Origin of the sequence: Streptomyces sp. NPDC004610 (genome assembly GCF_040609715.1) — a bacterium.
In the GTDB taxonomy this organism is placed as follows: Bacteria; Actinomycetota; Actinomycetes; order Streptomycetales; family Streptomycetaceae; genus Streptomyces.
The window spans coordinates 149,598-167,365 of sequence record NZ_JBEXLA010000018.1; the positions used below are offsets into that span (position 1 = coordinate 149,598).

Annotated in this window: 16 protein-coding genes and 1 pseudogene; 11 read left to right on the plus strand and 6 right to left on the minus strand. The window is 72.9% G+C overall.

Going from position 1 to position 17,768, the window contains the following annotated elements; translation table 11 throughout:
• Positions 1 to 65: 65 nt before the first annotated feature.
• Entirely contained in the window at positions 66 to 1,103 is a 1,038-nt protein-coding gene (locus tag ABZX40_RS21405; protein ID WP_355740168.1) for an Lrp/AsnC family transcriptional regulator, read from the minus strand.
• Between the two features lie 202 nt (positions 1,104 to 1,305).
• Between ABZX40_RS21405 and ABZX40_RS21410 the strand changes: the two genes are divergently transcribed.
• Together ABZX40_RS21410 and ABZX40_RS21415 are read left to right on the plus strand one after the other, a co-directional pair.
• On the plus strand, positions 1,306 to 1,881 hold the full coding sequence (locus ABZX40_RS21410) for a RidA family protein (protein ID WP_355740166.1): 576 nt from the start codon (positions 1,306 to 1,308) through the stop codon (positions 1,879 to 1,881).
• Positions 1,882 to 1,998: 117 nt separating this feature from the next.
• Entirely contained in the window at positions 1,999 to 2,730 is a 732-nt protein-coding gene (locus ABZX40_RS21415; RefSeq protein WP_355740164.1) for a hypothetical protein, read from the plus strand.
• A 22-nt stretch (positions 2,731 to 2,752) separates the two neighbouring features.
• Here ABZX40_RS21415 and ABZX40_RS21420 read toward each other — a convergent pair whose 3' ends face one another.
• From ABZX40_RS21420 to ABZX40_RS21430, 3 genes are all read right to left on the minus strand, one after another.
• Positions 2,753 to 3,670, minus strand: a complete 918-nt coding sequence (locus ABZX40_RS21420) for a hypothetical protein (RefSeq protein WP_355740162.1) — start codon at positions 3,668 to 3,670, stop codon at positions 2,753 to 2,755.
• Positions 3,671 to 3,967: 297 nt separating this feature from the next.
• The gene (locus tag ABZX40_RS21425) at positions 3,968 to 5,983 is read right to left on the minus strand and encodes a SpoIIE family protein phosphatase (protein ID WP_355740160.1); all 2,016 of its coding nucleotides are present in this window, start codon (positions 5,981 to 5,983) and stop codon (positions 3,968 to 3,970) included.
• 160 nt (positions 5,984 to 6,143) lie between these two features.
• A complete protein-coding gene (locus tag ABZX40_RS21430) occupies positions 6,144 to 7,724 on the minus strand; it encodes an NAD(P)/FAD-dependent oxidoreductase (protein WP_355740158.1) in 1,581 nt (526 codons plus the stop codon).
• A gap of 1,101 nt (positions 7,725 to 8,825) precedes the next feature.
• On the opposite strand from ABZX40_RS21430, the gene ABZX40_RS21435 reads away from it, so the two are divergent.
• Together ABZX40_RS21435 and ABZX40_RS21440 are read left to right on the plus strand one after the other, a co-directional pair.
• Entirely contained in the window at positions 8,826 to 9,635 is an 810-nt protein-coding gene (locus ABZX40_RS21435) for a universal stress protein (RefSeq protein WP_355740156.1), read from the plus strand.
• 125 nt (positions 9,636 to 9,760) lie between these two features.
• Complete coding sequence (locus tag ABZX40_RS21440) at positions 9,761 to 10,786, plus strand: 6-phosphofructokinase (RefSeq protein WP_355740154.1); 1,026 nt, start codon at positions 9,761 to 9,763, stop codon at positions 10,784 to 10,786.
• 213 nt (positions 10,787 to 10,999) lie between these two features.
• On the opposite strand, the gene ABZX40_RS21445 is transcribed toward ABZX40_RS21440, so the two are convergent.
• Positions 11,000 to 11,887, minus strand: a complete 888-nt coding sequence (locus ABZX40_RS21445) for a universal stress protein (RefSeq protein ID WP_355740152.1) — start codon at positions 11,885 to 11,887, stop codon at positions 11,000 to 11,002.
• Positions 11,888 to 12,212: 325 nt separating this feature from the next.
• Here ABZX40_RS21445 and ABZX40_RS21450 point away from each other — a divergent pair, with 325 nt between their 5' ends.
• The 4 genes and pseudogenes from ABZX40_RS21450 (at position 12,213) to ABZX40_RS21465 (ending at position 14,313) form a co-directional block, all read left to right on the plus strand.
• Positions 12,213 to 12,887: an HdeD family acid-resistance protein gene (locus ABZX40_RS21450; RefSeq protein WP_355740150.1), complete on the plus strand. Its 675-nt coding sequence runs from the start codon at positions 12,213 to 12,215 to the stop codon at positions 12,885 to 12,887.
• Positions 12,888 to 12,967: 80 nt separating this feature from the next.
• Positions 12,968 to 13,402: a hypothetical protein gene (locus ABZX40_RS21455; RefSeq protein ID WP_355740148.1), complete on the plus strand. Its 435-nt coding sequence runs from the start codon at positions 12,968 to 12,970 to the stop codon at positions 13,400 to 13,402.
• A 14-nt stretch (positions 13,403 to 13,416) separates the two neighbouring features.
• Positions 13,417 to 13,770, plus strand: coding sequence for a hypothetical protein (locus tag ABZX40_RS21460; protein ID WP_355740146.1), 354 nt, complete (start codon positions 13,417 to 13,419; stop codon positions 13,768 to 13,770).
• 4 nt (positions 13,771 to 13,774) lie between these two features.
• Positions 13,775 to 14,313, plus strand: a pseudogene (locus ABZX40_RS21465) (IS5 family transposase).
• A 62-nt stretch (positions 14,314 to 14,375) separates the two neighbouring features.
• Here ABZX40_RS21465 and ABZX40_RS21470 read toward each other — a convergent pair.
• Positions 14,376 to 15,461 (minus strand): alcohol dehydrogenase catalytic domain-containing protein, encoded by a 1,086-nt coding sequence (locus ABZX40_RS21470; RefSeq protein WP_355740144.1) that lies wholly within the window; start codon positions 15,459 to 15,461, stop codon positions 14,376 to 14,378.
• A 307-nt stretch (positions 15,462 to 15,768) separates the two neighbouring features.
• On the opposite strand from ABZX40_RS21470, the gene ABZX40_RS21475 reads away from it, so the two are divergent.
• The 3 genes from ABZX40_RS21475 to ABZX40_RS21485 all read left to right on the plus strand — a co-directional run bounded on the left by ABZX40_RS21475 (position 15,769) and on the right by ABZX40_RS21485 (position 17,683).
• Positions 15,769 to 16,050: a DUF1876 domain-containing protein gene (locus ABZX40_RS21475; RefSeq protein ID WP_355740142.1), complete on the plus strand. Its 282-nt coding sequence runs from the start codon at positions 15,769 to 15,771 to the stop codon at positions 16,048 to 16,050.
• Between the two features lie 150 nt (positions 16,051 to 16,200).
• Positions 16,201 to 16,650, plus strand: coding sequence for a VOC family protein (locus ABZX40_RS21480; protein WP_355740140.1), 450 nt, complete (start codon positions 16,201 to 16,203; stop codon positions 16,648 to 16,650).
• 169 nt (positions 16,651 to 16,819) lie between these two features.
• Positions 16,820 to 17,683: a hypothetical protein gene (locus tag ABZX40_RS21485; RefSeq protein WP_355740138.1), complete on the plus strand. Its 864-nt coding sequence runs from the start codon at positions 16,820 to 16,822 to the stop codon at positions 17,681 to 17,683.
• The last annotated feature ends 85 nt before the right edge of the window (positions 17,684 to 17,768 follow it).

The following is a 17,768-nucleotide window of genomic DNA, read 5'->3' on the forward strand; positions in this document are numbered from 1 at the left end:
GCCGATCCGCGTGGTCGGTCTGCGTGGCCGGTCCGAAGAGTCGCCCGTGAGGGCTCGATCGGCCGTCAGGGCTCGATCGGCTGCCAGCGGCCGTCGCGGTAGAGCATGCCGCTGTCCTTGATGAACGTGGTGACCAGCTGCACCCTGGAATGGCGGTACCCGGGCAGACCGGGCAGCACCTCGGCCTGGAGGCGGTACACGTCGTCGGTGTGGGGCACGGCCACCGCGGCGATCAGATTGTCGGGGCCGGTCACCGCGGCGGCCAGATGCACCGCCGTGCACGCGGTGAACTGCTTGACGGTGTCGGGCAGCGTCGCCGGGTCGCACTGGATGAAGAACACCGCCTGGACGTCCAGGCCCACCTGGCAGCGGTCCACGACGGTGGCGATCTCGGCGCCCCCGCCGCGTCTGAGGCGGTCGAGGCGGCGCTGCGCGGTCGCGGCGGAGGTGTGCGTCGCCGCCGCGAGCCGGGCGAGGCTCATCCGGCCGTCCACGGCGAGCGCTTCCACCAGCTGCTGTTCGTCGGTGTCGAGCCGAGGGCCGGGAGCGAGGCCGGGAGCACCGTACGGGTGCCGGATGAGATCCGTCTGGGCGACGGTCAGCAGGGGCGGATGCGGCGGACCGGCCAGGGTGTGGGCGCGCAGCACGGGCAGCGTCCGCAGGTCGACGAGATCGCCGATCAGCGCGTGGTGACGTAGCGTCAGATCGTTGCGTTCGTCGCGGTGGCGGGGGTGGACCAGGGCGAAGATCTCGCCGTTGTCGAGCACCCAGACCGTCTTCACCGGGTACATCCGGGCGAGTTGGTGCGCCAGCCGCAGGGTCCGGTCGGGACGGGCGCGCGGTATGAGCAGCAGGGGCCAGCCGCCCCAGGCGCGGTAGGGGTTCTCCAGGACGGTGACCGCGAGCAGCCCGGACTCGATCAGCCGGGTGCCCCGTCTGCGGACCGTGCTCTCGGTGAGGTCCAGGGCCTCGGCGATCACCGCCCACGAGGCCCTCCCGTTGGCCAGCAGCGCCGAGACCACCAGCTTGTCCGTGTCGTCCATGGTGGCCCCTTCGAGGTCGATCGGGCCGCCGCTCCGGCCCTGTCCGTGATCAAGGTCCATGGTGACGGAAATCTTCCGCCGGGAGGGAGGCGGGTGACGGAATCCCGCACATAGGGGCACGTGGGCCCCGGGGTGAGGGTGGGTGAGCGGACGCCGGTATTCACTGTCTTCGTCACGACGGCTCGCCACAGCGGCTCGGCACAGCGGCTCGTCGCGACGGATCTCCCGCGAACGTCATCACTCACCGAGAAGAGGCACGACCATGACCCCGCGCCTGACCCGCCGTTCGAACCTCGCCACCGCCCTCGTCAGCGGCCTGGCGTCCGCCGCTCTGGTCCTCGGTGTCCAGTCCGGCACCGGCGACGAACCACGACTGACCGCCACCGCCGCGTCCGAAGCCGCCCCCGCCGCCGCGCCCGACACCGCACCGCAGAAGACGGACAGCCGCAGAAAGCTGGGCGAGCCCTGGAAGTACGACGGCAGGACCGCCCTGTACCAGACCCACGAGGTGAAGGACCCGCGCGGCATCCTGTTCGTGGCCGGGCAGACGGCGAAGGACGAGAACAACACCTATCTGCATCTGTGGGACATGGAGCGGCAGATCGACCGGGTCTTCGACCAGGTGGAGAAGTACGTCAAGGACGCCGGCTACAAGCCCTCCGACATCACCAACCTGCGCTACTCGGTGACCGACGAGGACCTGTTCTTCCAGCACTTCGACCAGGTCATCGACCGGCTCGACAAGGCCGGTATCAAGCCCACCAGCGCGGCCATCGGCGTCGAACGGCTCGCCCGCCCCGGCGTGCTCCTCGAGATCGAGGCGACGGCGGTCCGCTGACCCGGCGCACCGCACCGGGCAGGCCGACAACTCGCTACGCCCCAACGGTCTGTCCCCCGCCCCTTCCTCACCGGTACCGATGGCCACGCACCGCCCCGCACGCATAGGCTCGCCCCCATGGCACACGCGTTTGACGGGATCCGGCTGCTCGGCCCGCCGGTGACCGATGGTGAGTACATCGCCCTCAACGACCAGGAGATCGTGCACCTGCACGAGTACCCGCGCATCTACGCGGTACCCGGTCTCTACGAGTACGTGGTCCAGGAGCGGTTGCGGTGCACCTCGCCGCAGATCGCGGCGGAGGGCTTCCTCCGCGCCCTCGACCGGCTCGGGCCCGCGCCGGGCTCGATGACGGTCCTGGACATCGGCGCCGGAACGGGGCTGGTCGGGGAGTTGCTGCGGGGCGGTGGCGCGGGACGGGTCGTCGGCGTCGACGCGCTGCCTGCGGCACGCGAGGCATGTCTGCGCGACCGGCCCGGTGTCTACGCCGGTTACCTGGTCGGCGACTTCGAGCACGACGGCACCCTCCAGGAAGAGCTGCGTCCCTTCGCGCCCGGAGGGTTGGTGGCGGCCGGGGCCTTCGGGGGCACGCACGCCACACCGCGCGCGCTCGGCAACGCGCTCGCCGTCCTGCCGCCCGGCGCTCCCGTGGCCTTCACGATCGACGAGCGGTGGCTGGATCCGGCGGACGCGGACGGATTCGGCGCGGCGATCGAGCGGATGACGGACGACGGGACTTTGGTGGTGCTGGAACGCACGCGTTTCCAGCACCGGGTCACGACGACCGGTGAGCCGATCCACTACCAGCTCGTCGTGGGCCGCACCGGGCCGGAAGACGGGGCCTGCTGAGAGCCCGGCCGCCGCGCCGCCGTCAGCCGGTGGTGTCCTCGTCACCGCTCTCGGGCGGCGGCCAGTTCCGCAACAGCGACTTGACGACCTCCGCACTGCCCGCGACCCGCATTCCCCTGTCCACACTGTCGTTGCGCTGCCGGAACGCCACATCGAGCGCCAGGACGGGGGCGGCCAGCACCTCCAGTTGCCGCAGCAGCTCCAGGATCCGGGCCTGGGCATGCTCACCCCGCTCGGCGGCGGTCACCACGGCGCGCCACTCCAGCTCCGTCAGCTTCCGGTTCAGATGCCCCCTGCCGACGAATCCGCCCTCGGTGATCCCCCGGGAGTACTGGATCCCGTGGCTTCCTCTCAGAAACCGGAGCGCCAGCTCGCCCTCCGGGGTCTCCAGATCCCGCAGGGTCACATAGGTGCGGTGCAACCGGCGCAGCACCGCCGGTCCGGTGGTCAGACGCCGCGCCTTCCGGCCCCGGTCGGGAACGGTGTCGTTCCACAGCGGCGCGCCCGCGAAATGCTCGCCTTTGCCGAACCGCACCCGGTGGAGACGTGCCCACTGGTCGGAGCGCAGCTCGGGATCGATCATGACCGGGTTGTCCTCCCCGATCCCGTTGAAGTCGCTTGCGTACCGCTCCACCAGCTCACCGAGCGCGGGGCGGGAGTCCGGGGCACCGGCCCTCACCGGCGGCACGGTGTCCTGCACGTCCGGCACGTCCTGCACCTCGGGTGCTTCGGCGTTCGTCTCCGGCCTCGCCGAGTCCTCGACCGGCTGACCGTCCAGGCGGGCCAGCACCGTGCCGGTCAGCTCGCGCGCGGCGGCGGACAAGGTGCGGGCGCGTCCGGGATCCGGATGGTCCGCCGCCGCGAGCAGCAGTTCCCCCGCCAACCGTCGCAACTCCCGGTTCAGTTCTTCCACTCGGGCGTCGACATCCTGCTCACTCATGTGCCCCCCTGGCTACGGTTGTGGGCAGTGTGGCAGGCGAGGGGGCGGTGTTCGGCATCCGGAGCGGGGGTGGCGGCCGTACGGCCCTTCCGGCGGCCGTGGTCGCGGGGATCGAGGAGCCTGGGCCCGGGACCGGCCGATGAGTTCTCGTGGGTCCGCCCGCCGATACGGTCGCCCTCCGATACCGGCCGTCGGCCGATGTCGCTCCTCCGCCGATACCAGCCACCGGCCGATGCCGCTCCCCCGCCGCTACCGCCCGCCCGCCGATGCCGCTCCCCCGCCATTGCCGTCCGTCCGCTACGGCACCGGCGCCGCCGGCAAACGCTGTTCGGTCCAGATGATCTTGCCGTTGGGTGTGTACCGGGTGCCCCAGCGCTGGGAGAGCTGGGCGACCAGGAACAGGCCCCGGCCCCCTTCGTCGGCCGCGCCCGCCCGGCGCAGGCGGGGCGAGGTGCTGCTGCCGTCCCGTACCTCGCAGATCAGGGCCCTGTCGTCCCGCAGCAGGCGCAGGGAGATGGGCGTACCGCCGTAGCGGATGGCGTTGGTGACGAGTTCGCTGATGATCAGCTCGGTGCTGAAGCCGTACTCGTCCAGCTCCCATTCCTCCAGTTGGGCGAGGACCCGCTCCCGTACGGCGGAGACGGCCGCCGGGTCGCCGGGGATGTCCCAGCCCGCGCGGCGGTCGGCGGCGAGGCCCAGGGTGCGGACGACGAGCAGGGCCACGTCGTCCCGGGAGCGGCTGCCGCCCGGCATGGTCGCCATGAGCGCCTGGCAGGTGTCCTCCGGGGAGCGGTCCGGAGCGTTCTCCAGCGCGCGGCGCAGCGCGTCCATCCCTGTGTCGAGGTCGCGGTCGCGTCCTTCGATGAGGCCGTCGGTGTAGAGGACGAGCCGGCTCGTGTCGGGGACGGAGATCTCCACCGACTCGAAGGGCGAGCCGCCGACGCCGAGGGGCGGTCCGGCGGGGACGTCGGGGAAGAGCACCGTGCCGTCGGGGAGGGCGAGGGCGGGCGGCGGATGACCGGCGCGGGCGAGGGTCCAGCGGCGGGTGACGGGGTCGTACACCGTGTAGAGGCAGGTGGCGATGTATCCGGTGAGGTCCAGGCGGCTCACCAGGTCGTCGAGGTTGGTGAGCAGGTCCTCGGGCGGGAGGTCGAGCGCCGCGTAGTTGTGCACGGCGGTGCGCAGCCGTCCCATGGTGGCGGCGGCGTGCACCCCGTGCCCCATGACATCGCCGACGACGAGCGCCACCCGGGCGCCGGAGAGGGGGATGACGTCGTACCAGTCGCCGCCGACGCCCGCCTGGGCGGGCAGATAGCGGTGGGCGGCGGTGACCGCGCTCTGCTCGGGTACGCCGGACGGCAGCAGACTGTGCTGGAGGGCGAGGGCGGTCAGGTGTTCCCGGGCGTAGCGGCGGGCGTTGTCCACGCACACCGCGGAGCGGGTTCCGATCTCCTCGGCCAGCAACAGGTCGTCGGCGTCGAACGGGGCGTGGCCCGCCGTCCGGACGAAGGTCGCGACACCGAGGGTGATGCCCCGGGCCCGCAGGGGGACGACGAGTGCCGAACCGCCGTCCAGGCCCGGGACGGGCGGGCCGGTTCCGGCGAACCGCGGGCCGATGGCGTCGGAGTCGGTGACCGTGCCGCGGGCCGGGCGGCCGGACAGCAGGGCGGCGCCGGGGAGGGAGGCGGGCGGGTAGGTGTGGGGTCCGCCGGGGTCGGGCCCGGGGTCGGGGGAGGGGGTGGCCCCGGCGCGGGCGACGCGCTGGACGGTGACCGGTTGGGCGGGCGGTGGTGCGGGGGGTTCGTCGCCGGAGAGGATGCTGCCGAAGAGGTCGACGGCGGCGGCGTCCGCGAAGCGGGGCACGGCAACGTCCGCCAGTTCCTGGGCGGTGCGGGTGACGTCGAGTGTCGAGCCGACCTGCTCGCCCGCCGCGGTGAGCAGGCTCAGCCGGTCGCGGGCGATCATCAGCCGCTGGATGCGCTCCTCGTGCGCGAGACGGATCCGCAGGACCAGGATGCTCGCGGCGGTGCCGAACACGACGAGGGCGATGGTGACGGTGCGCTGGACCATCGGGAGCCCGGGGATGACCCCGCCGTAGAGGATCACCAGGGCCACCAGGGTGACCCCGCAGATGATCAGTGCCCGCCGGTACGGCAGCAGCGCGCCCGCCACCAGGGGGGCCAGCAGGGAGAGCCCGCCGAGCCGGATCACACCGCCCTGCGAGGTCGGGTACTGGGCCGCCGAGACGACGACGATATAGACGAGGAGGACGATGAAGACGCCGGTCCTGCCACCGGGCTGCGACCGCGCCATCCCCGCTCACCTCCCTGGACCCGGGCCCACACCCGCGCCCCGACCCGCACAGGAGGCCGGGGCCTCGTGGAGTTCACCGTGGTTCAACCGTAACGCGGGGATTGCCGGGAATGATCGCATTGAGGCGGATCGACACGCGGACCTGCGACGGGCCCCGCCGTCACCCCTCCAGCACCGCCATCGCCGCGTTGTGTCCCGGGATCCCGCTCACCCCTCCCCCGCGGACCGCGCCCGCGCCGCACAGCAGGACGTTGGGGTGGGCCGTGCCGACGCCCCAGGGGCCGGTGTCGTGGGTGGGGTCGAGGAACGGGAAGGCGAGCGGGCGGTGGAAGATGTTGCCGCGGGGCAGCCGCAGTTCCCGCTCCAGGTCGAGCGGGGACTTGGCCTCGACACACGGCCGTCCGTCCGCGTCCAACGCCAGACACTCCTCGATCGGCTCGTCCAGTACGGCGTTCAACTCGGCCAGCGCGGCGGTCACCAGGGCGTCGCGGCGGGCGTCGTGGTGGGCGTCGAAGAGACGGGCGGGGGTGTGCAGACCGAAGAGGGTGAGGGTCTGGTACCCGGCGGCGACGAGGTCGGGGGCGAGGATCGTCGGGTCGGTCAGGGAGTGGCAGTAGATCTCCGACGGCGGCGCCGACGGCAGCGCGCCCGAGGCGGCCTCGCGGTAGGCGGTGTCGAGTTGGGAGTACCCCTCCGAGACATGGAAGGTGCCGGAGAACGCCTCGCGGGGGTCCACGGAGGTGTCGCGCAGTCGGGGCAGCCGGCGCAGCAGCATGTTCACCTTGAGCTGGGCGCCCTCGGCGGGCGGGGTGGGCGGCTCGTCGCCGACCAGATGGGCGAGGGTCTCGGGGGACGCGTTCACCAGCACCTTGCGGGCGGTGACACCGCCCTCCCCCGTCGCCGTGCGGTAGGTGACCTCGCTGTGCGGGTCGCCGGGTTCGAGGCGCAGGATCTCGTGCCCGGTGACGATCTCGGCGCCGGCCGCGCGGGCGGCCCCGGCCAGCGCGTCGGTGAACGCGCCCATGCCGCCGACGGGGACGTCCCAGTCGCCGGTGCCGCCGCCGATGACGTGGTAGAGGAAGCAGGCGTTCTGGGCGAGCGAGGGGTCGTGGGCGCCGCTGAACGTGCCGATCAGGGCGTCCGTGAGGACGACCCCGCGGACCAGGTCGTCGTGGAAGCGCTCCTCCAGGGTGACGCCGAGGGGCTGCTCGAAGAGCATCCGCCAGGCGCTGTCGTCACCGACGCGGGCGCGCAACGCCTCGCGGGTGGGCAGCGGTTCGGTCAGGGTGGGGAAGATCCTGCGGGCCGCCTCGCCGGTCGTGGCGTAGAACCGCCGCCAGGCGTCGTACTCGGCGTCGGAGCCGGTCAGTGCCCGGAAGGAGGCACGGGTGCGCTCCTCACCGCCGCCGACGAGAAGCCCGGTGGCCCGGCCGTCGCGGACCGTGGGGGTGTAGGAGGACACCGACCGCTTGCGTACGGCGAACTCCAGCCCGAGATCGTCGACGATCTTCGACGGCAGCAGGGAGACCAGATAGGAGTAGCGCGACAGCCGGGCGTCCACGCCCGCGAACGCCCGGGTGGAGACGGCGGCGCCGCCGGTCACGTCCAGCCGTTCGAGGACCAGGACGGAGCGTCCGGCGCGGGCCAGGTACGCGGCGGCGACCAGGCCGTTGTGTCCGCCGCCGACGATGACGACGTCGTAGACGGGCTGGGAGGGGGCGGTTCCGGCGGGTGCGGGCATGCGCCCTTGGTAACACCCTCCTCCCGGGCGTCGCAAGGGATCGATCATGGCGGCGGACGGCGGACGCGTACTGACCGGTGAATCAGTTCGTGGGGTTCGTGCAGGGCGCCTGTTCTCCTCCCCCCTCCCCCCGGGCCGTCCTCCAGCGGCTGCATGGTGAGGGTGATCCAGCCCGGCCAGGGGCGCGCGGGGTCGCGGATCTCCCCGGTCGTCGCTTCCTCGTCCCGCCGCGGCATCGCTGGGGGCTCGGCGATCCGCTCGGGGGCGGCCGGGGTCGGCGGGGAGGTGAGTTCGGCGGCCTCCGGGCTGGGCGCGGTCCCGGTGACGGTCCGGATCGCGGCGCGGAAGCCGTTGCCGTCCAGCAGGTGGGCGGCGCGGGTGGCGGTGAGCCGGGTGCCTCCGCCGGGGCGGGCGGTCCGTGCGGACCACGTCCAGCAGGACGTCGCTGTGCTCGTCCCCGTGGAACACGGCGGTCCCCGACATGCCCGACCTGGGGGGTGGCACCGGGCCCCTTCGCGGAGGCGGCGGGCGAGTCGGTGGTGAGCGTCTCGACGACCGGGTGACGCCGGGCCCCTCAGCGGAGGCGGCGGGCGAGTCGGTGGTGAGGACCTCGACGACATACGCCCGTCAGTACCAGTCCCGGGGCGACCAGATAGCCGGTGCCGTGTCCGGTCCGGCCGTTCGGGCGCGTCACCCGGATCCGCGCCACACACTCGAAGTCCACGTCACCACACCCCCGTCGTGACGCTCACGCCTCGTCGTCGAAGTCCTGGGTCTCCACCGGGCCGCCGTGCGCCGAGCGCGGCAGCAGATGCGGTGACGCCCGGTGGGTCCGGCGGGAAGACGTCTCCCCCCCTCCCGTCGACCCCGGCCACACCGAAGCGCAGTTCACCGCCCGCGCCCTTGGTGCGGGCCAGTTCCAGCACTGGTTGTACCCGCCCCACCGGAATCGGTCACGGGTTCGGCGGCACATCTTCGGCCGACCTCGTGACCGGGGCCCGGCCGCGGCAGGCGCGGTGGCGTTCCCTGGCCGGTTCCGGCCGCCGGAGGGATGATGGAGACGCGGAGGGTGATCCCCAGGGCGGAGGGCGGTGACCGACCGTGAACGACGTGCCGACGGGACGGATCGTCGTCGGAGTGGACGACTCCGAGGCCGGCCGGGGTGCCCTGAGCGTGGCCGTGGACCAGGCCCGGAGCACCGGCCGGGATCTGCTGGCCGTCCGCGCCTACCGGCTGCCGGTGGACCCCGTACCGGCCGGGCCGGGGGAGGTGGGGATGCCTGCCTGGTCGAGCTGGTTCGCGGACCCCGCGACGGTCCGGGCCCGGCGGGAGGCGGAACAGGCGCGCGGGGAGAACACCCGGGAGGAGATCCGGGACGTGTTCGGCCACGCGCTGGGCGGGATGCCCACGGATCTGCACATCTGCCTGGTCGCCTCGGTGGGGTCGCCCGTCGAGGTCCTGGTGGCCACGGCCTACCACGACGACGATCTGCTGGTGGTGGGCAGGCCGACCACCAGCAGGCTGCGGCGGCTGTGGCCCTGGCGCTGGTTCCGGCGACCGGTCTGGCGCCGCTGCGCCACGGGCGCCGTCTGCCCCGTGCTGGCCGTACCACCACCACCGCCGGGCAACGCGCCCCACCCCGCCCCGAACGCCCCTCCGGAGGCCCTCGGCGCCGGAGGCGCGACGCCGCTGACGGACTCCGCGCCGCCCCCCGTCTGGCCGGAGCGGTCCTGCTGCTGCTCGGCGCCGCCCGTGGCCAGGGCGGTACTGACCCTGGACGGGCACCACGACGTCGATCTGTTCCTGTGCGGGCACCACTTCCGCTCCTCGCTCGGCCCGCTGGCACTGGCCGACGCCGACCTCACCTTCCGCGACGACCGGACCGCCCGCCGCCCCGCCGACCGCCGCTGAGGGACCGCCGGACCCGGCGGTGCGGTGGTCGGTCCCGGCCACCGGGGGCACGCTGGAGACCAGACCCCGGCCCGGGGCGTCGAACGGGTGCGCGCCGGGGGCCGACCGGCGGAAGGCGGTAAGCCATGAAGGTGGGAGTACTGACCGGCGGCGGCGACTGCCCCGGCCTCAACGCGGTGATCCGCGCCGTGGTCCGCAAGGGCGTGCAGGAGTACGGGTTCGAGTTCGCCGGAGTGCGGGACGGCTGGCGCGGCGCCCTGGAGGACGACATCGTCCCCCTCGACATCCCCGACGTCCGGGGCATCCTTCCGCGCGGCGGCACCATCCTCGGCTCGTCGCGCACCAACCCGTTCAAGCACGAGGACGGTCCCCGGCGGGTCCGGGACACCCTCGCCGCGCACGGGATCGACGCGCTGGTGGTGATCGGCGGCGAGGACACCCTCCAGGTGGCCGAGGAGCTGAGCCGGCAGGGCGTCGCGCTGGTCGGCGTACCGAAGACGATCGACAACGATGTGTGCGGCACCGACTGGACGTTCGGTTTCGACACCGCCGTGGGTATCGCGACCGAGGCCATCGACCGGCTCCACACCACCGCCGAGTCGCATATGCGGACCCTGGTGGTGGAGGTGATGGGACGCCATTCCGGGTGGATCGCCCTGCACGCGGGGGTGGCCGGGGGCGCCAATGTGATCCTCGTGCCCGAGCATCCGTTCGATGTCGAGCAGGTCTGCGGGTGGGTGCAGAGCCGCTTCAAGATCAAATACGCTCCGGTCGTGGTGGTCGCGGAGGGGGCGGTCCCGCTCGACGGGCAGATGATCGTCAAGGACGAGGCCGTGGACGAGTTCGGGCATGTGCGGCTCTCGGGGGTCGGTGAGTGGCTGGCGCGGGAGATCGCGCGGCGCACGGGCACCGACGCCCGCACCACGGTGCTCGGGCACATCCAGCGCGGCGGCACCCCGAGCGCGTTCGACCGCTGGCTCGCCACCCGGTTCGGGCTGCACGCCGTGGACGCGGTCAAGGACGGCGACTTCGGTGTGATGACGGCCCTGCGGGGCACGAGGATCGTCCGCGTGCCGCTCGCCGAGGCCACGACCGGCACGAAGAAGGTCGACCGGTCGCTCTACGACGAGTTCGCGGTGTTCTTCGGCTGAGGGGCGGGGGGCGTGTGTGGGGGGTGTGTGTGGCTGGGGGTGGGGGGTCGCTTCGGTTGTTGGGTGGGGTGGGGCGGGGTGGGGCCGGGTGTCGCTTCGGTTGCTGGGCGGGGTGGGTCTCTGTGGTCGTCGCTCCGGTCCTGGCCGGGGCCCGGGTGGGGTCACTCCGCCGGGTTTCGGTGGCCGGTCCAGTTCTCGCCGGGGCCCCGGTGGTCAGTCCGCCCGGGGTACGACCGCCACTGGGCGGCGGCTGTGCTGGAGCACGGCGTGGGTGACCGGCCCGAGGCCCGCCACGCCCGCGCCGGGCCCGTTCCCGGCGCCCATGACGAGCAGGGTGCCGTGCCGGGAGGCGTTCAGGAGCGCCTGCGCGGGGTGCAACAGCACCACATCGGTGTGGACGGGCACGGTCGGGTACCCGGCCCGCCAGGGCCGCAGGGCGTCGCTGAGGTCCGTGTTCTCCTGGTCCTCCCAGGTGGCCCGGTCCGCCTCCGTCACGAACAGGGTGCGGCCCGACACCGACTCCGGGGGCAGCGCCCACGCCCCGACGACCCACAGGCCGACACCCCGCGCCTGGGCGGCGGCGAACGCGAAACCGGCCGCGTCGGGGGCCGGGGCGTGCGCGTCGAACCCCAGGACCACCCGGTCGGCACCGCGGGCCGCGGCCGAACGTTCCTCGTAGCCGTCCGCCCAGCGCGCGGGCACCAGCACCACGGGGCAGGGGGCGGCGGCTGCGGACGCCAGCGCGACCGAACCGACGGCCAGACCGTCGAAACCGCCGACGCCCCGCGTCCCCACGACCAGGAGCCCGGCGTCCCGCGCGGCCACCGGGAGCATGTCCACGGCCGGACCGTCGATCTGCCCGGACTCCACTTCGGCGTCCGGGTGGCGCTCGGCCAGTTCCCCGGCGACCCGGTGGAGCAGGCGCTCCCCGACACCGTGCAGGAAGTCCGCCGCGTCGGGGGCCGCGCCGGGCCCGAGCACGGGCCCGGCATGCAGCAGCCGCAGCGGCACACCACGCCGTACGGCCTCCCGGGCGGCCCAGTCCGCCGCCGCGATGCTCGCCAGGGATCCGTCGACCCCGGCCACTACCAGGTGCCCCATCGAGCCCTCCTCCGCCTCCGTGCCGCGTCTCCCCCACTCTGGCACCGGCGGTGCGGTACGGCGCCTTCGGCGGGCGGTTGGTCTTCGGGGTGACGTCTGTAAGGGGGGTGGGGCAGCCGGGCGCGTTGCCGGGTCTCGGCGGGTGGGGCTGTGGCTGGGTTGTTTGCCTGGGCCCGGAGGGAGACACCCCACCCGGATCACCCGTCATGGGTGACCCGGTGGACCCCCCGCGTGCCGGACCCTGAGCCCGTCGGCCCCCTGACGGCGGCCCGATCCTCGGTCCGGACCGACCGGGGTGACCGCCTCGATCGCGCGAGGAGGAGCCATGACCGAGTCACCTGGTCCGGAACCGTCGACGGGACCGGATCCCCGGGCCGCCGCCCGGACGGCCACCCCGCGTCCGCAGACGCCCGGCGACGGGACGGAGCTGCTGGGGCGTCTCGGCCGGTCCTGGACCTGGATGCTGGGCTCGGCGGTGGTGACCCTGGTGCCCGGCATCCTGATGCTGTGCTGGCCCGACGCGACCCTGCGGGTGCTCGGCATCCTCGTGGGGCTCTATCTGCTGGCGATCGGCGTGTTCCGGTTCGTCGCCGTGTTCGGCCGCGAGGAGCACGGCGAGCGCCTGCCGGGGCTGCTGGTCGCCGTGCTGTTCCTGCTGGCCGGGGTGCTGTGCCTGCGGCACCCGCTCCAGACCGTCGCCGCGCTGTCACTGATCGTCGGCATCGTCTGGCTGGTCTCCGGCGTCCTCACCCTCTACACGGCCGCCACCACCAAGGATCTGCCGCACCGGGGTGTCGTCCTGGGCATCGCGGTCCTCGCGATCGTCGCCGGGATCGTGGTGCTGGCCCTGCCCACCGAGTCGGCGCGAGCGCTGACCCGGCTGCTCGGTCTGTGGCTCGTCCTGCTCGGTCTGGCGGAGGTGGGGCTCGCCCTCGCCTGGCGGACGGCGCTGCGCAGAGCGGGCGTCACCGGCCGGAACAACGCCGACGGGGTGACCTGATCCAGGCCGACCCCCGACCCCCGGCCCCTGTCCCTCATCCCCCGACCCCCGACCCCCGACCCCATGGAATGAGGTCCGGCATGACCACCACACCCACCCGTCCGGCTCACCAGGCCCCCTCGGCGGGGCAGGGGTGGGCCACCGGCCTGACCGCCTTCGCCGCCGTGATGCTCTTCCTCGTCGGTGTCCTCGACATCTTCCGGGGCATCATGGGCATCGCCGAGGACGATGTCTTCGTCACCACCCCGTCCTATGTGTTCCGGTTCGACCTGACCGGCTGGGGCTGGCTCCATCTCGCGCTGGGTATCGTCGCCGTGATCGTCAGCATCGGACTGCTGAGGACCTCGCTGTGGGCGCGGGTCGCCGGGGTGGCCATCGCCGTGTTCGTGATCATCGCCAACTTCCTCTCCCTGCCGTACTACCCGGTGTGGTCGGTCGTGGTGATCGCGCTGTCTGCGTTCGTGATCTGGGCCCTGTGCGTGGTCCGCCGGGACGACCACTCCGGTCTCGCCTAGAGCCTGTCTGGCAAATGATCACCGAGCGTGTGCGTGCTCAGTTCAAGTGCCTTGCCGTCCTGACGTCGGCCGGTGATTCTGGGCAGGTGCCAGGGCAGGGGAAAAGAAGGCGGCGGCAGGAGGACGCGCGGCAGCGGATTGCTGCTCGCACCGCGCCGGACGCGGGGCAGTGGGAAGTGGTTGTTGAGACACGGGACCAGGCGGAGATGCGTACGCGGTTGCGTCGTCTTCGGGAGGCAGGAGTCGACGGGTCGATGATCCGGATCGACACGCTGTGCGGGCGCCTGGGGCTGCCGACCACCTACCGGCTGAGTCGTTTCGTGACGGACCCCGCACGAGAGTCCGAGCACGACCACTCTGATCATTGATCTTGTGGCAGGTCGAGGTGAGTTGACGGATGCGGCGTGGGAGCGAATGGAGCCCCTGTTGCCGCGGGTGGATGGGCGTGGTCGTCCGTGACGTGATCACCGCCAGGTGGTCAACGGGGTGCTCTGGCGGCTGCGGACCGGGGCTCCGTGGCGCGACCTGCCCGAGCAGTACGGACCCTGGCAGACCGTCTACGAGCGGTTCGCTCGCTGGGAAGCGGACGGGACCTGGGCGAAGCTGCTGGAACACGTCCAGGTCCGCGACGACGCGGTTGGTCGGGTGGAATGGACCGTCGCCGTCGATTCCACGGTCAACCGTGCCCATCAGCACGCCGCCGGCGCCCGCAAAAAGGGGCCGCAGGCGTCGTGATCAAGCGCCCAACCGCCGGCGCCAAGGGCGCCTCGGCGGCCGGCCCCCCGCCTTCGACGAGGAGGTCCACCGCGAGCGCAAGCTCGCCGACCGCTACCGGGCTGGAATCGTCCTGGCAGCTCTGGTCCTGTGGCTCCGCGAACCCGCCGGATGATCATTTGTCAGACAGGCCCTAGCCCACTCCGCCGCCAAGGCGCGACCCCCTCCCGCCCCGTCCGACCGCCCCCTCCCGCCCCGTCTAACCGCCCCCCTGGCCAGCCGCCGGCACCGCCAGTTCCGCGTGCTGTTCGGTGCCCAGGACGACCTTCAGCGCGCCGGTGTCCACGGCTCCGGCGAAGACGTCGTACGCCTCCGTCATGGCGTCGAGGGGGAAGGTGTGGGTGATGAGTTCGGCGGTGGGCAGGCGGCCTGCCGTGGCCATGCGCAGCAGGGTGGGGGTGGAGTGGGTGTCGACCAGTCCCGTGGTGAGGGTGACGTTCCTGATCCACAGGGTCTCCAGGTGGAGGGTGGCGGGCGTGCCGTGGACGCCGACGTTGGCGACCCGGCCGCCGGGGCGGATCACGCGGGTGCACAGTTCGAAGGTCTCCGGCCTGCCCACCGCCTCGACGGCGACATCCGCGCCGAGCCCGTCGGTGAGGTCGGAGACCAGTTGCTCCGGGTGTTCGCGGGCGTCGGCGACCGCGTCCGCCCCGAGGTGCCGGGCCGCTTCCAGGCGGGCCGGTGCCAGATCCACGGCGATGATCCGCTCGGGGGAGAACAGCCGGGCGGTGGCGACGGCCGCGAGCCCGACCGGGCCCGCCCCGACCACCACGACGGTGTCTCCCGGGGCGACCCGCCCGTTGAGGACACCCACCTCGTAGGCGGTCGGGAAGATGTCCGCCAGCAGCACGGCCGCGGCGCTGTCCAGGGAACCCGGCAGCGGGTGCACGGACAGATCCGCGTAGGGCACCCGGACGTACTCGGCCTGGGTGCCGTCGATCAGATGGCCGCGGATCCAGCCTCCGCCGCCGAGGCACTGCCCATAGGCGCCCTGGCGGCAGAAGACGCAGCGCCCGCACGCGCTGATGCAGGACACCAGCACCCGGTCCCCGGGGCGCACGGTCCGCACATCGCCGCCGGTCTCGACGATCTCGCCGACCGCCTCGTGGCCCAGCACGGTGCCGGGCCGCACCTCGGGGACATCGCCCTTGAGAATGTGCAGATCGGTACCGCAGATGGTGACGGCGTCGACCCGCACGATCACGTCCGTGGGCTCCTTGACGGCCGGGTCCGGAACGTCCTCCCAGGCCGCCTCGCCCACCGCGTGGAACACATATCCCTTCATGGCGCTCCTCGCCCTCCGCTGTCCGCCGCGGAGCCCGGTTCCGGCGCGCACGGCGAGGGCCGCGGGCCGGGTTCCGGCCTGCCGCCGGACATGGCCCCGCCTCTCCAGCGTGCGCGCCGGGCGCGGCTCGCGCACGGGGCGGTCGGGTGTCCCCCAGTGTGTTTCCCCGGTGTGTTTCCCCGGAATCGGTGGCGCCGGGGGCGTTCGGCATCGTGCGCATCGGCCGCGGGGGTCCGATCGTGGAAGGGAGGGCGATCGCCGCCGGAGGCGGCGGTCCCACGGCACGGCAGGGAAGCGAGGGCGAGCGATGCCTCACAGCGGAGAGTGGAAGGTGCGGCTGCACCTCTTCGAGGACGAGGACGGGGTGACCAAGGCGCACGCGGTGCTGGACACCGGCGTCGGCGCGCTCACGGCGCACGGAACCGCGCGCTGCCGCCCGTCGGACGAGGACGTCCCGCGGATCGGCGACGAACTGGCGGCGGGCCGGGCGATGCACGACCTGGCCCATCAGCTCCTCAAGGCGGCCGAGCACGACATCCGGGACGAGGAGGCGACGGCCCCCCGCCCCGGGGGCGTACGGCCGCTCTGACGCCCGCCCTGACCGCCGTCTCCAGGCCGCCCTGGCCGCCGCTCCCATGGCCGGGCCCGGCCGAGCCGAGGCAGCCGCGCTGACAGCACCTCCCCAGGCCGACCGGACCGCCGCTGCGACGGTCGCCGCCGCCGCCGCTATGGTGGCCCGATGGCTCCGATCAACCGGTCTTCGATCAAGCAGTTCCAAGTCACCTTCGACTGTGCCGACCCGCGGCGCGTCGCCGAGTTCTGGTGCGAGGTGCTGGGGTACGTCGCTCCGCCGCCGCCGGAGGGATTCGGCACCTGGGACGACGCCGAGCGCTCGCTGCCGCCCGAGAAGCGGGGTGCCTGGGGTGCCTGTGCCGATCCCACCGGGGTGGGCCCGCGGCTGTACTTCCAGCGCGTCCCCGAGGGCAAGGTGGTCAAGAACCGGGTGCACCTCGACATACGCGTCGGCACCGGTCTCGTGGGGGATGAGCGCCTGGCCGTGCTGCAAGCGGAATCGACGCGGCTGGTCGCGCTCGGCGCGGTGCAGGTGCAGGTGCTGTACGCCGATGAAGAGAACGAGTCGTGCATCGTGATGCAGGACGTCGAGGGCAACGAGTTCTGTCTCGACTGAGTAGGTCTTCTCGTTTCGAACTCAGGATCCACGTCACGTGGTTTCACCGATGCCCGTGGGCAACGGATCTGGGAGGATCGCGTCCGCCGGTGTGGCGGACTGCGACGGGGGCGCCGGGGGGTGCCTCTCGTCAGCCCACGCGGCACGACCTCAAGGAGCGCTCATCGTGATGCCCGAGACGGCCCCGGCGACTGATCCCAGCGGGTGGGATACCGCGCTGGCCGGTGCTTTCGAGATACTGCTCGGCGGACGGTCGGCCGTCGACCCCGCCGCCCGCTACGGGGTGTACTACGCACCCTTCGACGAGTACCTGTTCCCCAACCCCTGGTCCACCCCTGACGCACTGACGTCTCGGGAGCCGAGACTACTGCCGGATCCGGGCGACGGTGAGTACCCCTTCTTCCCCTGGACGTGGCGGTTCGACCTGAGCGAGTCGCTGTTCTGCTTCGACGCCGAACTCGTGGCGGGGACGGGGCCGTGGGGTGAGGGCGGGCACAAGGGCCCCCGGCCGTTCGACGACGCCTTCGTCGCCGATCTGCGGACCGTCGCCTCGGTCGACGAAGACGGTCAAGTGCTGGTGCACGGTGCGGAGCTGGGACCGCTCCTGAGCCGCCATGGGGTCGACCTGACCGACGAGAGGTCGGAGAAGCTGAACTGCTGGCTGGGTGTGCTGCTGCGCGTCGCCACCGACGGCACTCTCACCGATGCGATGCGGGCCGCCACGTTCACCGAGCGCGGCCCCGAACAGCTGGTGTCGGTCGCCGACATGAGGCACTCCGTCTCCGTCGCGGAGCCCTGGGAGGAGCGGCTCGGGGCGGTCACTCATCCGGCGCTCCGGGACCATCTCCGCATGCTCTGCGTCACCGCGAACGACGCGCGTTCGGAGGGTGGTCACTACGTCGGCACCGACTACTGGCCGGGCCCCGATGCCCTGGAAGCGGTCGGCTGCTCACTCGTCGCGGGCTGGGTGTTCGGCGAGTCCGAGACCAGTACCGCCGTCGTGCGGTTGCCGGACAAGCCGGGAACGCGCTGAGCACACCATGTCGTGGCTCCCGTCGAGAACGGCTCGGCAGGGAGCCGACGTCCTTCCCTTGGGCGGGGCACCGCCTCACTCCTTT

Bases quoted from the DNA above. Each gene is read 5' to 3' on its own strand.
- ABZX40_RS21455 (WP_355740148.1), top strand. From the start codon at position 12,968: ATGACCACCACACCCACCCGTCCGGCTCACCAGGCCCCCTCGGCGGGG.
- ABZX40_RS21415 (WP_355740164.1), top strand. From the start codon at position 1,999: ATGGCACACGCGTTTGACGGGATCCGGCTGCTCGGCCCGCCGGTGACC.
- ABZX40_RS21410 (WP_355740166.1), top strand. From the start codon at position 1,306: ATGACCCCGCGCCTGACCCGCCGTTCGAACCTCGCCACCGCCCTCGTC.
- ABZX40_RS21485 (WP_355740138.1), top strand. From the start codon at position 16,820: ATGCCCGAGACGGCCCCGGCGACTGATCCCAGCGGGTGGGATACCGCG.
- ABZX40_RS21405 (WP_355740168.1), bottom strand. From the start codon at position 1,103: ATGGACCTTGATCACGGACAGGGCCGGAGCGGCGGCCCGATCGACCTC.
- ABZX40_RS21425 (WP_355740160.1), bottom strand. From the start codon at position 5,983: ATGGCGCGGTCGCAGCCCGGTGGCAGGACCGGCGTCTTCATCGTCCTC.
- ABZX40_RS21440 (WP_355740154.1), top strand. From the start codon at position 9,761: ATGAAGGTGGGAGTACTGACCGGCGGCGGCGACTGCCCCGGCCTCAAC.
- ABZX40_RS21445 (WP_355740152.1), bottom strand. From the start codon at position 11,887: ATGGGGCACCTGGTAGTGGCCGGGGTCGACGGATCCCTGGCGAGCATC.
- ABZX40_RS21450 (WP_355740150.1), top strand. From the start codon at position 12,213: ATGACCGAGTCACCTGGTCCGGAACCGTCGACGGGACCGGATCCCCGG.
- ABZX40_RS21460 (WP_355740146.1), top strand. From the start codon at position 13,417: ATGATCACCGAGCGTGTGCGTGCTCAGTTCAAGTGCCTTGCCGTCCTG.
- ABZX40_RS21420 (WP_355740162.1), bottom strand. From the start codon at position 3,670: ATGAGTGAGCAGGATGTCGACGCCCGAGTGGAAGAACTGAACCGGGAG.
- ABZX40_RS21470 (WP_355740144.1), bottom strand. From the start codon at position 15,461: ATGAAGGGATATGTGTTCCACGCGGTGGGCGAGGCGGCCTGGGAGGAC.
- ABZX40_RS21480 (WP_355740140.1), top strand. From the start codon at position 16,201: ATGGCTCCGATCAACCGGTCTTCGATCAAGCAGTTCCAAGTCACCTTC.
- ABZX40_RS21430 (WP_355740158.1), bottom strand. From the start codon at position 7,724: ATGCCCGCACCCGCCGGAACCGCCCCCTCCCAGCCCGTCTACGACGTC.
- ABZX40_RS21475 (WP_355740142.1), top strand. From the start codon at position 15,769: ATGCCTCACAGCGGAGAGTGGAAGGTGCGGCTGCACCTCTTCGAGGAC.